Raw genomic sequence first — 13,144 nt, 5'->3', positions numbered from 1 at the left:
CGCGGGGATGGACCCGGTGAACCCGGCGGCCAAGTCGCCCCCGGCCTCTGCTCCCCGCACGCGCGGGGATGGACCCCTGCGTCGAGACCGACCTCGGCCCGGCGGCCTCTGCTCCCCGCACGCGCGGGGATGGACCCCCCTGCGTCGAGCTGCAGCTCAAGTTCTCCGGCTGCTCCCCGCACGCGCGGGGATGGACCCCGCCGGAGCCGACTCCCAGAAACACGCCCGGACTGCTCCCCGCACGCGCGGGGATGGACCCATCGCGCGGGTCACGGCGGAGATCGAGAAGGGCTGCTCCCCGCACGCGCGGGGATGGACCTGGATCTCCTGCCCGCCCCCTGCTCCGGTCAGCTGCTCCCCGCACGCGCGGAGGTGAACCGCTCCAGGAGTCCACCGACCTGCTCACCGCCCGGTCCTCTCCGCGCAGGCGGAGGTGAGCCCTTGGCGAGAGCGGCGAGGGCTGCGGCCAGGTCGAGGTGGACCTGGTTCCCTTCGTCGGGGTAGTGCCCGTCGTCTATCAGTTCCAGGTGGGCTTCGGCCGCCCGGATCAGTTCCAGGACGCGGGCGACGTCGGTCTCGGTTTCGGTGGCGCCCGTGAGGGCTTGGGTGATCTCCTCGGCTTCCTTCCGGAGCTCCGAGAGGGTCTCAGGGGTCTTCCATACGGACACGGCGCACTTCAGAAAAGAGGAGGAAGGGACGGTGTACCGGGAACGCAGTCCGCAGCGGAGCCTGAGACCCGACCAGTTGTGTGCCGGCTCCGGCGGAAGGACTGACGCCGTCGGGTCCCGCCGGTCGAGGGTTTCCTCCGCAGGTCGTGCGGCATCACGGCGACCCTATCGCCTGCACGCCTCCCTGAGAGACGATCACCAGCCCCGGGGTCTCCCAGGGCATTCGGGGGCGGGTAATCGTCGGCGAGCGGGCCGTACAGGCACGTTCCCGGGGCCCAGCGCGCGGAAGCCCTGGACAAGGGCGTCGGACCACACGTTCCGCACCCGCTCGAACAGCCTCACCCAGGCGCGCCGGGCGTCCGCGTCGTCCAAGGTCAGGGCCAGCCGAGAAGCCAGACCACCCGCACCTCGACCTGAGCGTCGATGACGCGGTATCCGATGGTCACCCCGGCGGACGCGACGGCGAGTTTCCGCAGCGCGTCCGGCCCGCTGCCCTCCGGTGTCCCGACCGCGAGTGGTGTGGTGGACAGTGGTCCGCGCATCGCCTCGTGGACCGCGCGGCGCCGCTCCGGAACGAGGACGACCTTGTACGTTATGCCGCCTTGCCCCCGTCCCTGCGCTCGTCGGTGTCCGGGTCGTACTCGCCGCGCCGAAGGCGAGCGGCTCGAAGCCGGCCGCGACAAGGCCAAGCAGCACGGGGCGGCTGGCGAGCGGGCCATGATGATGCAGGTCCGTCTCGCCCCTGTCGTCTCCTTCGCCGACCCTGTGCGGGCCGCTGGCGAGCTCTCCTTCGCCCACCAGCGTTCCGTCCCTGCCTCTACGCCAGGTCAGGCATAGTTGACTGGGTGAACGACAAGAACGGTTGGCTCGCCCTTCTCGAGGAGAACCCGGGGCACTCGCAGTGGTACATCGACCGCTTTCGGAAGCTCGCCAAGGACGGCGCCGATCTGCATGGTGAGGCCCGCCTCGTCGACGCGATGATTCCCCGCGGAGCCCGGATCCTCGACGCGGGCTGCGGTCCCGGCCGGGTCGGCGGATATCTGGCCCGGGCCGGACACGACGTCACGGGTGTCGACCTCGACCCGGCCCTCGTCGCCGCGGCCCGAGCCGATCACCCCGGAGCGCAATGGCTCACCGGGGACCTCTCCGAGCTCGACCTCCCCGCCAAGGGCTTCGATGTGCTGGTGTGCGCCGGGAATGTGATGACCTTCCTCGCACCCGACACGCGCCGCATCGTCCTGGGCCGGTTCGCGAAGCACCTGTGCGCAGGGGGGCGAGCGGTGATCGGTTTCGGCACCGAACGCGGCTACTCGCCCGAAGAATTCCTGCAGGACGCCGAGGCCGCCGGTCTGGCCCCCGGTCTCCTGCTGTCTACGTGGGACCTGCAGCCCTATGCCGAGGGGTCCGACTTCCTGGTGGCCGTCCTTACGAAGACGTGACGTGCCCCCGGTCACCGCACAACTTGGCCGCGGAGGGATTAAGGCGGCCCGGCGGTGCTGCCCCCGATCGAAGCGGGCACCGGGCCTGACCCGCGCGCGCCATATCGGCGTGGGCTGCCTGTGACCTTAAGTCCTGGTGGAGGGGGTCCAGCCAAGGTACGTGCAAAAGGGGCCATGACGTGATCTTGAAGCCTGATCAGGTCCGCTGGACGTGTACCACCGTCGGCTGTCGTCTGTCCTGGGTATCGGGTTTTCGATCTTCGCCCGGGGCCGGGGGTGTGAGCATGCCCGCGCGGGCGGGCGTCGCCCGTGTCGGCTTCGGGTTGTAGGGCTTCGGGATGACGTCGATCGAGCGGACCGCGTATCCGCGGTTCAAGCGGCTGATCACCGCGCGTGAGCTGCACCTGTTCTTCTCGCCGAGCCGGGAGGAGGTGGAGTGGGCGGTGGCCCGGACCGACTCCGACGGACACCAGCTCGCGCTGTTGGTGCTGCTGAAGTCCTACCAGCGGATGGGGTGCTTCCCGCGGTGGGAGGAGGTCCCGGAGACGGTGACCGACTTCGTGCGGCGGGCCGTGGAACTGCCGGAGGGCGTGGTGGCTGGCCACGGCGCGGAGAAGACGGCGAAGAACCACCGGTCGCTGGTGCGGCAGCGGGTCGGGGTGACCTACGACGCCGGGCAGGCCCGCAAGGTGGCCGAGGAGGCGATCCGGGCGGAGGCCGCGTCAAAGAACAACCCGGCCGACCTGATCAACGTGGCGCTGGAACAGCTCGTGCAGCGGGGCCTGGAGTTGCCGGCGTTCTCGACGCTGGACCGGATGGCGATGCGCATCCGCACCGAGGTGAACACCGACATCTTCGCCTTCGTCCACCGGCGGATCGGCGAGGAGGAGCGGGCCAACCTGCTGCGGCTCGTGACCACGCTCGGCCTGGACCGCAAGACGCTGTTCAACCAGCTGAAGCAGCCCGCGAAGCGCGCGACCTGGTCGCACCTCAAGAAGCTGTCGGACCACCGCAGGTGGCTGGACGGCCTGGGCGACACCGAGGTGTGGCTGGAGGGGCTCGCGGCCGGGAAGATCGCGGACTTCGCGGGCGAGGCCGAGGCGGCGGACGCGGCCGTGCTGCAGGACTACGCGGAGACCAAGCGCGTCACGCTGATCGCCTGCCTGCTCCACAAGGCCCGGATGCGGGTCCGCGACGACCTGACCACGATGTTCTGCAAGCGGGTGGCCACCAAGGTGAAGCGGGCCCGCGATGAGCTGGAGGAGATCCGCCGCCAGCAGCAGTCAATCGTCGAGGTGCTGGTGGGCAACTACCGCACCCTGCTGCGACAGGTGGACACCGACGGGCCCGCGCAGACGGCGAGGGCGAAGGCCGGCGCGCTGACCAAGGAGACGCTGGACGCGCTGGAGGGCCTGGACGAGGAGACTCTGCCCGGCGAGGTGTCCCGGCGGTTGAACCGGAAGGTGTCGGCGGCGTTCCTGACGCTCGCCGAGGGCCTGATGGTGCAGTCCAACGGCCTGTTCAGCGTCACCTCGGCGGTGGACAGCTTCGGCGGGTTCGCCGCCCAGTACGACCAGATCGAGAAGGTCTCCGCCCACCACGGCGACCTCTGGGAGGTGCTGCTGCACGGGCACCTGAAGGCCGACCGGCCGGTGATGCTGAACCTGCTGGAGCGCCTCGACCTGGTGGCCACCAGCGAGGACAGCCGGGTCCTGGACGCGCTCGGGAACCTGCTGCGGTTCCGCACCTCGCGCGACTACCTGCCGAGGCGGGGCCAGGACGGGAAGGGCCGCGACACCGGGGTGGTGGACATCTCCTTCGCCACGCAGAACTGGCGGAAGATCGTCCGCGACCGCACCCGCCCGTCCGTCTACGTGCGCCGGCACTTCGAGGCCATGGTGTTCTACTACCTCATCGAGGAACTGCGCTGCGGCGACATCGCGGTGGCCGGCTCCGAGGAGTACGCCGACTGGAGCCAGCAGCTGCTGAAGTGGCAGGACGTCGAAGTGCGGCTGCCGGAGTACCTGGTCGAGGTCGGCTTCCGCGAGCCGGGCGACACCCGGCCGTTCGACGCCGCCACCTTCCGCGCCCAGCTGCAGGAGCGGCTCACCGAGGCGGCGGTGGCCGCCGACTCCGGCTACCCGGAGAACGAGGGCCTGTTCATCGACCCGAAGACCGGGGTGCCGACGCTGGAGAAGTACAAGGCGGACGAGCGGCGCCCGAGCGCGGTGAAGCTGGAGCAGGCCATCAAGTCCCGCCTGCCCGAGCGGTCGCTGCTCGGGGTGCTGGCCCGCACCGCGTACTGGATCGAGTGGTGGCGGCGCTTCGGCCCGGCCTCCGGCCACGACCCCAAGCTCAAGGACGCCTTCGGCCGGTACGTGATCACGACCTTCGTCAACGGCATCAACATGGGCCCCTACGAGGCGGCCCGGCACATCAACGGGGTCAGCGGGCACGAGCTGTCCGCCACGGCGAACCGGCACTTCTCCATCGCCAAGCTGAACCAGGCCATCACCGACGTCGTCAACGCCCACGCCCAGCTCGACATGGCCCGGGCCTGGGGCGACGGCACGGCGGTGGCCGCGGACGGCACCCACATGGACACCTACCTGAACAACCTGGTCGCCGAGACCTCGGTGCGCTACGGCCGGCCCGGCGGCATCGCCTACCACCACATCGCCGACACCTACATCGCGCTGTTCACCCACTTCATCCCGTGCGGGGTCTGGGAGGCGGTCTACATCATCGAGGGGCTGCTGAAGAACGAGTCCGAGCTGCAGCCGACCACGATCCACGCCGATACGCAGGGCCAGAGCTTCCCGGTGTTCAGCCTCGCCCACCTGCTGGGCTTCGAGCTGATGCCCCGCATCCGCAACTGGAAGGACCTGGTGTTCTTCCGCCCGACCAAGCAGACCGGCTACGTGCACATCGACGCGCTGTTCGGCCCACCCGGGCGTAACGTCATCGACTGGGACCTGATCGAGTCGCACTTCAAGGACCTGATGCGGGTGGCGCTGTCGGTGCGCGAGGGCAAGATCTCCTCCGTCCTGCTGCTGCGGCGCCTGCGCTCCGGGTCGCACAAGAACGCCCACTACGCGGCGTTCCGCGAGGTCGGCCGGGTGATCCGCACCGTCCAGCTGCTTCGGTACCTGACCGACCCGCAGATGCGCCGACGTGTGACGGCCGCGACCAACAAGGTCGAGGCGTTCAACGGCTTCTCCGAGTGGGTGCGCTTCGGCAACCGCGGCGTCATCACCGACAACGACCCCGTCGAGCAGGAGAAGGCGGTGAAGTTCAACGCCCTGCTCACCAACTGCCTGATCTTCCACAACACCCTGGACATCGCCCAGGCGGTACGTGAGCTGCAGGCCGAGGGCTGGAAGGTCGACCCGGAAGACCTGGCCGAGGTCTCGCCCTACCTGACCGAGAAGATCATGCGGTTCGGCGAGTACTCCACCCACGAGCTCGACCTGCCCCCGGCGGCGTACGAGCCGCACCTGGACGTCGACTTCACCAAGCTCGACCCGAAGGACCTGGCCGCGGCCGCGACCTTCTGACGGTCGCCCGCCGCCCCCGGGAGGACACTGGCACGGCGGAGTTCGTCACGCGCACATCCCGATCAGGTGTAGTTGGCGCGATCCTGCTGTGCGAGTCCTGCGCATCGCTGATGATGCTGCTATGTCAGGGAAAGCGATGGCGTGGTCGGGTGGAATAGTGGCGGCCGCTGTCTCAGGCAGCCTCGTCTGGTACTTCAGCCGCGTGGGATGGGAGAAGGCCAGCTGGGTGGCTGGCGTGGCCGGACTGTTCGTCGCTGTGACTGGTCTGGCGGTGACCATCTGGGGGTTGGTGCTCCAGCATCGGGCCGGTGCCGGCGGCCAGCACGTGGCGGCGAACGTTAGGGGACCCGTGAATCTAGTGCGGGGGGCGGACGGCAACGTCAAGATCAAGAGCAGTTCTTCGACAGTCGCACCCCCTGCGGGCGCAGCCCCAGCCCCTTATGCCCCTGCCACCGGAAGCCAGTCGGTGACTGGTTCGATCTCCGGCCCAGTCAACTTGATCGACGGCGCGAAGGGCGTTGAGCTGGAGTGATGCCGTGGAACTTATTGGACGGCATCGGACAGACGAAGCGGGCCCACCGGCGCCGGTTCGCCTCCCAGTCCGTGAACCGATCGACTGTCTGGGGGAGCGTCTTCCAGATCCAAAGTGGTGGCGACGTCATCCTCCAGAATCCCACCATCGCGGCCGCGCTGCCCCAGCGTCACCAGGAGCTACTGGGCTGGGCGAATGCCCTGGCTGACTCGGTGGGCCGCCAGGAGGCCGACGTCCGCGGCCGGCTGCTGGCGGACGACGGCGTTCCCCAAGCTGCCGACCTGGAGTTCCACCGGGCCGAGCTCGACCTGGTGCGTTGGCGCGAGGACGAAGGTGCGGGCAGCGGATCACTGACGAATATCGCCGCCTTCCACACCGGGCTGCGCAGAGGCAGGCTGGTTGTGCTCGGCGACGCCGGGGCCGGCAAGACCGTGCTGGTGATGCAGCTACTGGTCGACCTGATCGACGCACAAAGGAATACGCCAACCGATCGGGGCCGCCTTGTTCCGGTACGGCTCAGCCTTCCCAGCTTCGAGGACTCCCGTCTCACCTCGCCGGACACGCCCCCCGCAACGGTGGCCAGGCTTGTGGACGAATGGATCGTCCGCCAGATCTCCAGCGGCGCCCATCCGCTCAAACGCCGACAGGCCCGGAACCTGGTGCAGGCGGGTTGGGTACTGCCGATCCTCGACGGCCTGGATGAGATGGATCCCGAAGGGTCCTTCCCCACACGCGCCCTAGCAGTGATCCGCGCACTCAACACACCCGGCCACTACGGCCCGCAGCCTGTGGTCGTCACCTGCCGCGCCGACCTCTACCGCCGTCTGGAACAGTCCGCCAGCCCCCCGGACCAGTCCACCGGCGCCGCTATCCGCCCCGGCGAGGTGCCGGTGCTCCAGGACGCCGCAGTGGTCACCCTGCAGCCGCTCGATGTCGACCGCGTGCGCCGACACCTCGCCTACCGGTTTCCCGGACGCTCCCCGGATGCAGAGGTCGAGGACCGCTGGCGCCCTGTCATCGCACACCTGACAGACCATCCAGACGACCCGCTCGCCCAGGTGCTGTGCTCACCGCTGTGGCTGTTCGTCACCGTGGCGACCTACATCGACAGCGGGCAGCCCGAGGAGCTGACCCGGCTTCCTGCCGACCAGCTGCACGACTTCCTGCTCGCGCGGCTCCTCCCGCGATCCGTCGCCCAGCACCAGCACTCTGGCACCAGTTACTCGGAGTCCGAAGTCCGCCAGTGGCTCGGCACCCTCGCCCGCCACCTCATAACAGCCCGCCAACGGGGTCGATCGGGCACCGATTTCTACCCGCATCAACTGTGGCGAGTAGCCGGGCACCACCTGCCGCGAATCCTCTCCATGGCCACCCAGAGCACGCTGACGACGCTGTTTCTGCTGCTAGCCCTGAGTCACTACCACAGCAAGACCTCGTACTGGATCCCGCCCTACGCTCCTGGACGCTCACTCTTGTTGGCCGGGGCGCTCCTGGTCGTCTGGGTGACCATTCGCACGGCCCGGACCGACGGCCGTCTGCGTGGACTGGACACATCCCTGCTGCGCACCTCCTCAGGCAGGCGCCGGATACTGTTCGCGCTGGTGTGGCCCGTGGCCGGGTGGGCGGTCGGTCACGTGTTCGGGCTCTGGTTCAGCCAGGGCTACGGACCACGGGTCGGTCAGGCACACAGACTCGCCTTCGTCTCCATTGGTCTGGTCCTCGCCACAGAAGTCGTCCTGGCACGTCGCCCGTCAGCGGTCAGTCGGCCGAGCCGACTGATGGGACAGGCGCTCGCATTCCAGGCGGTCGTACTGACCTCGTACGCGCTTGCGCTCAGCGCCGGCTTCGGCGCGATGAACCTGGCGGCCTACCCGTGGCTGTCCTGGACCGCCTTCGGCGACGGAGCAGTGCTCGGGATCTGGATGGGGCTGGCCATCGGAATCGTGAGAACCTGCGACTCATCCTGGGCTCTGTACGCTATCGCTGTCGTGATCCTGATCGCCCGCCGCCGCTTCCCCCGCCGCAGGCTGGGGCCCTTCCTTGACTGGGCTTATGACGCTGGCCTGTTCAGGCTCTCCGGAATCGCCGTCCAGTTCCGCCACCACGCCTTGCAGGAGTGGGTCGGCCGGGGCTCTCACAAATGAACAGTTGCGAGAGTTCTGCGAGAGGCTCGGAACGTGTCCGGTTTGCCCGCGTCTTCACTCGCAGAAGACCTCTCAAAACTCCGCCGTTCTGCAACAGACTTCTGAGAGACTCCCGGCATGGATCTGACATCCGATCAGGCCGCATCTGAGGTGGAACGTCATGATTGCCCGAAGTGCGAAGCCCCTGCAGGCAGTCCGTGCCGGACAATGGGCAGTAAGACTGCGGCGAAGTACCACACCGCCCGGTTCATCCTCGTCCCCAGGCTCCGCGAGGACCCGGAGGTGCCGGTGCCCGCCGACCGCGGCCCGGGCAAGCCCTGGCATCTGCGGCCGGCCCCCGTGCTCGCCCCGGCACCCGAGCACGCCGCCCCGCCGATCCGGATTGGGTACGCGCGCTGCTCGACCGCCGAGCAGGAGCTGGAGAGCCAGCTCGTTGCCCTGGCCGCGGCCGGGTGCGCGAAGGTCTTCCAGGAGAAGATCAGCACCCGGATCAAGCACCGGCCGCAGATGGAGGCCGCACTCGGCCTCGCCCGCCAGTTCAAGGAGGCCGCCCCCGACCAGGCGGTGATCCTGACCGTCCACGAGTCCAAGCGCCTAGCCCGCAACGCCGCCGAGCTCATGCAGATGGCCGCCGATCTGGAGAGGGCGGGCATCCTGCTCGAACTCCTCACCGGCCCGATGACCGGCATCTACGACCCCAACGGCTTCGGCGCGATGTTCTTCGCCGTGCTGGCCGTCGGTGCTCAGCTCGACCGCAACTACATCCGGGAGAAGACCCTGGAGGGCCAGCACGCCGCTGCCGCCAAGGGCAACCACGGCGGCCGGCCGAAGGTCGTCGACGACGACATGCTCACCTTTGCCCTCGCGCTCAAGGCCAAGGGCGTCCCGGTCCCGGAGATCGCCAGGAAGCTCGTCATCAAGGACGGCAAGAACGCCGGGAAGAACCCCTCCGTCGCCTCGGTGTACCGGGCGCTCGCCGAAGCCGAGGAGAACGCCGCCAGTGGAGCCCCGGCCGATGACGGCCTGCCGCAGCGGCCCGTACCCGCCCGCATCCGCCGGCCCGAAGACCCGCTCACCGCCGAGGAGATCGACCTGCGCGAGCGCTTGGTCGCCCAGCGCGCCGTCCTCACCGCCGCCGAACTCGAAGAGGCACACCCGTGATCCCCGGTCTGCACCGACTCAAGGGGGGAGCCCTCCGGCTCGGTGCCGACGAGCCTGGCCTGCCCGGGCCCTTCGGCGCCTGGACCGATCAGGGCGACCAGGAGGACGGACCCGACCCGGCCGAGGATGATCCCGCCGAACCGCACTGCTGACGCACCAAGATCATCTCACTGCCCCTTTTAGGCTCACCTTGGCTGGACCCCTATGGGGGCCGGGGGCAGGGACGGCCACGGGCTTCCAAGATCACGTCATGGCCCCTTCTGCACGTACCTTGGCTGGACCCCTACGTGAACCAGGACTGGTCGTACGGTGTCTGGCCTGGTGGGTGGACGGGCCAGTGGGCGAGTGCGGTGGTGTAGCGGTAGACGGTGTCGTCGTCCCAGGCGTGGCCGGCTACGGGCTGGCCGTCGGCGCGGATGTAGCTTCCGGCGAGCCAGGCGTTGAGGATCTCGCGGGGGTCTGGGGCGGTGCTCACTGGGCCGAGGGTAGACGGTGGGGTGCGTTGCGGGGTGCCTGGTGGGCGGTTGTGCCTTCGGTTCAGGAGGCTGTGGTGTCTGCCGGACGTGCGAGGGGGCGGGCCCACCAGGAGAGGCGGGTGTCTTCTTGCGGGGGCGGGACGCCGGGCTTGAGCTGGGTGAACCCGTTGCGGTCGAGCATCCGCATGCTGCTGTTGTTGCGGTAGTCGGCGCGGCCGATGACGTAGATGAGGTCGGCTTCGGGTTCGCGGTCGAGGATGTCGTGGAGGGCGGTGTCCAGGGCGTCGTCGGCGACGGCGCCTCCGCTGTGGCGGTGGCGGAGGTGGACGCCGAGGAAGGCGATCTCGCGGACCGGGTGGTCGCCGAAGCCGATTCGGATTCGGCCGAGGTCGTGCTCGTAGTCGCTGGTGGGCATCCGGCGGTGGGTGAGGGCGGCGGCGACGCCCTGGTCGTCGACGCCGATGAGGAAGCGTCTGTCCTCGTGCTTGTTGCGGTTGGTGCGGACGGCGGTGAGGGCGTCGCGGCGGAAGAAGAGCTGGACCTCGCGCTCCCAGTCGGGGGCGGTCTTGCTGCCGTGGCGTACGGCGGCGCATGCGAAGGTGCTCTGGATGAGGTGGCGGTCGCGTTTGCGGGCCTTGCGCCAGGTGTGGTCGAAGGTCTGGGTCATCGGCGGCGCGGCCGGAGGGGAGGCGCCGGGGGGTTGGACCTGATGAACCTGCTGAGGGCGCGGGCGACGTCGCGGGGCATGGGCTTCTCGAAGTGTGCGAGGGAGGCGTCGAGGCGCGCGTCGTCGGTGATTCGTTCCAGCTCGGCGCGCTTCAGCTCCAGGATCCGCCGGTAGGCCGCGGCTCCGAGCGAGCCGTCTGCGTCGACGGTGAGGGCACGCTCGCGGCCGTTGGCCTTGAAGACGAGCGTGGCCTTGGCCTTCCTGGCCTTCCGTGCGGCGTTGAGCGCGGCGGCGCGTTGGGCCTGGGTCAGTGCTGGGGCGGGTTCGCCGCGAGGGGGTGGTGTTTGGCGGACCTGGAGCTGTGCTGCGGTGAGGCGGGCGAAGGCTTCGCTCTTGGTGTGGCCGACGTACGGCACGAGGGCCCAGGCGGTTGCCTGGTCGTGGTTCGTGTTGCCCTGTCGCGCCATGGCCCAAGCGTACTGCCGCCGCCGGGCCCGGACCATGCTCTTCGGGGGCCCGCAGACCTGTGACCTTGAACTTTAAGGAACAGACAAGCCCACCTCAGCCATCCAGCCGCGTGGACCCGAGGTCCGTGCGGAACGTGCGGAACGTGGGGCGAGATCCCGCGCCCTGAGGTGCGTGGAGGACTGAGGTAGCTTGTCTGTTCCTTAAAGTTCAATCACTGAACTAAGGCCTCCGGGTCTGCGGCACTCGGTACCTCGTCTTCCACGTCTTCGCCGCCCGCGCCCCCGACCCCGGCCGCTCCATCACCGCGTGGCCGCTACGCCGTAGTGGTCCCCTCCGGTCCGAAGTTGGCGTGGGTGACGGTGTAGATATACAGCTGGTTGACGTACTTGACCAGGAGTTCCTGCCGCCCGCAGCAGACCTCCGCGAGCGAGGGGACCTTCTTGGTGGTTGTCGCGTAGCGGCCCTCGTCACCGCCGGGGTCGACCGCGTGAAGGTCCCGGATGAAGGCGGTGATGGTCCGCTGCGGCTCGCCGCGGCTGAGTAGATCGTGACCCTGCTCCTCCAGGCGCCGCAGCAGCTTGTCCAGGTCGTGGCCCCGCTGCGGGTTCTCGTCGAGTGCCTTGAGGCAGAGCTCGGCGAGGTGCCGGGTGGCGAAGAAGGCCAGCTGGGGAACCGCGAAGTCCTCCAGCAGCCGCTCCGCGGCCTGGTAGCACTCCCGGAGCGTCTCCAGGACCGGGTCCGGGCTGTGCACTCGCGACAGGCACAGCGAGTCCGGGTACTCGTGGTCCTGGTCCATGCGGTTAAACGGCGAGGTGTACACGGTGGCCTTCCGTCAGGGGAATGGGGATGATCGTGCCTTCGAAGGGGTCCGCGCCAGATACGGGTCGGCCTCGGGCCGTCAGGCCTTGCGGTTCAGCAGGGTTGGGCCGACGCCGAGCCAGCGTGGCAGGGTGATGGTCGGCTCGTCCGGCCGCTGGCCGTTCATTGAGCGGGCGGTGTCCAGGAGTCGGCGGAGCTTGTCGGGTTCGGCCTCGGGGGCACGCAGGCCGGGGCCCGGAGGTCGGCTTCGAGCGGGTGCGCAGTCTGGTAGGCGTCGACCACCGTGTCCCAGGCGACGCTGTCGTAGTCGCGGGCCTCGCGCAGGGCCTTGGCGCGAGCCCGGTCGCTGGCCAGGGACTGGTGGAAGCCCTTCGGGAGAGACCCCTGTCCCTGCTCGCTCTCGCGGAGCATCCGCTCCTGGAGGTCGGCACACAGGTCCCACAGGTCGGCCTCGGCCTGGAGGTCGGGTACCAGCTGCTCCCTCCGCAGGCGGGTGGCCGCGCGGCCGACACGGAGCACCATCTCGATGGTGGAGTACCGAGGCAGGCCGCCACTGACCGGGTGTTCCTGATCGGCCCGGCCATCGTGTCGGCGCAACCACTCGTCCAGGACCTCTGCGGTCATTTCTGCGCTGCCGTTTGCCGGGGCGGCGTTGCCGGGGGCGTAGCGGGCGCCGTAGGGGATCCGCCGGTCGTCGGGGGTGCCGTCGGGGTGCAGCCGCTCGGGGTTGACGAGCGGTTCGCGCCACACCTTGACGTGGTCGGCGAAGCGGGCGTGGGCGGACTGGCGGGTGATGTCCAGGGCTTCGCCGATCTCCTCCCAGCTGGTGCCGCGTTCGCGCTCGTAGATGGCGGCCCAGCGCTGGGCGTCCTCGGCAAGGCGGGTCAGGCGGGCCGCTTCACGAACGTAGTCGCCGGGTCCGACAGTGCTGGAGGCGTCGCCACCGGTGGCCATGCCGCCGAGGGCCGCCTTGGCGGTCTCGCGGAGGGCGTGGGAGAGCATCAGGCGCGCGAGCGCCGTCTCGGTGTGCGGGTGCGGGGGCAGGTTGGGCGTCACGTCGGCCGTCGGGCTCATCTCGGTCATGGCATCACCCTAGGACTGACAAACCCTGCCCGTCAGTCGCTATCTGACACTCAGTGTGCGTCAGGAAGAAACTGACAAGGCGCCTACGGGCCCGCACCGCCCGACCGCAAGAGACCCCTGCCCCCGCAGC

General features: G+C 69.3%; 11 protein-coding genes and 1 CRISPR repeat array (1 of these 12 only partly in view). Of the genes, 5 read left to right on the top strand and 6 right to left on the bottom strand.

What is annotated here, in order from left to right:
• Positions 1–441: direct repeats of the CRISPR family, unit length 29 nt; unit sequence CTGCTCCCCGCACGCGCGGGGATGGACCC; it reaches 76 nt to the left of the window's first position.
• A gap of 601 nt (positions 442–1,042) precedes the next feature.
• Positions 1,043–1,210, bottom strand: a complete 168-nt coding sequence (locus ACIRQY_RS33610; protein ID WP_403932078.1) for a hypothetical protein — start codon at positions 1,208–1,210, stop codon at positions 1,043–1,045.
• Positions 1,211–1,513: 303 nt separating this feature from the next.
• Between ACIRQY_RS33610 and ACIRQY_RS33605 the strand changes: the two genes are divergently transcribed.
• The 5 genes from ACIRQY_RS33605 to ACIRQY_RS33585 all read left to right on the top strand — a co-directional run bounded on the left by ACIRQY_RS33605 (position 1,514) and on the right by ACIRQY_RS33585 (position 9,501).
• A complete protein-coding gene (locus ACIRQY_RS33605; protein WP_403932075.1) occupies positions 1,514–2,107 on the top strand; it encodes a class I SAM-dependent methyltransferase in 594 nt (197 codons plus the stop codon).
• A 338-nt stretch (positions 2,108–2,445) separates the two neighbouring features.
• The gene (locus ACIRQY_RS33600; RefSeq protein WP_403932072.1) at positions 2,446–5,664 is read left to right on the top strand and encodes a Tn3 family transposase; all 3,219 of its coding nucleotides are present in this window, start codon (positions 2,446–2,448) and stop codon (positions 5,662–5,664) included.
• 121 nt (positions 5,665–5,785) lie between these two features.
• Positions 5,786–6,196 carry a hypothetical protein gene (locus tag ACIRQY_RS33595; RefSeq protein ID WP_403932069.1) on the top strand — a complete coding sequence of 137 codons (411 nt, stop codon included), beginning with the start codon at positions 5,786–5,788 and terminating at the stop codon, positions 6,194–6,196.
• Positions 6,197–6,267: 71 nt separating this feature from the next.
• Positions 6,268–8,340 (top strand): NACHT domain-containing protein, encoded by a 2,073-nt coding sequence (locus tag ACIRQY_RS33590; RefSeq protein WP_403932066.1) that lies wholly within the window; start codon positions 6,268–6,270, stop codon positions 8,338–8,340.
• Positions 8,341–8,547: 207 nt separating this feature from the next.
• Positions 8,548–9,501 carry a recombinase family protein gene (locus tag ACIRQY_RS33585; RefSeq protein WP_403932063.1) on the top strand — a complete coding sequence of 318 codons (954 nt, stop codon included), beginning with the start codon at positions 8,548–8,550 and terminating at the stop codon, positions 9,499–9,501.
• A 283-nt stretch (positions 9,502–9,784) separates the two neighbouring features.
• On the opposite strand, the gene ACIRQY_RS33580 is transcribed toward ACIRQY_RS33585, so the two are convergent.
• From ACIRQY_RS33580 to ACIRQY_RS33560, 5 genes are all read right to left on the bottom strand, one after another.
• Positions 9,785–9,976 (bottom strand): hypothetical protein, encoded by a 192-nt coding sequence (locus ACIRQY_RS33580; RefSeq protein ID WP_403932061.1) that lies wholly within the window; start codon positions 9,974–9,976, stop codon positions 9,785–9,787.
• A gap of 62 nt (positions 9,977–10,038) precedes the next feature.
• Positions 10,039–10,644: a hypothetical protein gene (locus ACIRQY_RS33575; protein WP_403932058.1), complete on the bottom strand. Its 606-nt coding sequence runs from the start codon at positions 10,642–10,644 to the stop codon at positions 10,039–10,041.
• Positions 10,641–11,111, bottom strand: a complete 471-nt coding sequence (locus ACIRQY_RS33570) for a hypothetical protein (protein ID WP_403932055.1) — start codon at positions 11,109–11,111, stop codon at positions 10,641–10,643. Before ACIRQY_RS33570 ends, ACIRQY_RS33575 begins: the two co-directional genes overlap by 4 nt.
• A 314-nt stretch (positions 11,112–11,425) precedes the next feature.
• A complete protein-coding gene (locus ACIRQY_RS33565; RefSeq protein ID WP_403932053.1) occupies positions 11,426–11,908 on the bottom strand; it encodes a hypothetical protein in 483 nt (160 codons plus the stop codon).
• A 185-nt stretch (positions 11,909–12,093) separates the two neighbouring features.
• Positions 12,094–13,014, bottom strand: coding sequence for a hypothetical protein (locus ACIRQY_RS33560; RefSeq protein WP_403932051.1), 921 nt, complete (start codon positions 13,012–13,014; stop codon positions 12,094–12,096).
• Positions 13,015–13,144 lie beyond the last annotated feature (130 nt).

It is taken from the genome of Streptomyces sp. NPDC101490 (genome assembly GCF_044767145.1).
Taxonomy (GTDB): domain Bacteria; phylum Actinomycetota; class Actinomycetes; order Streptomycetales; family Streptomycetaceae; genus Streptomyces.
This window is presented reverse-complemented; position numbering and strand designations above follow the sequence as displayed.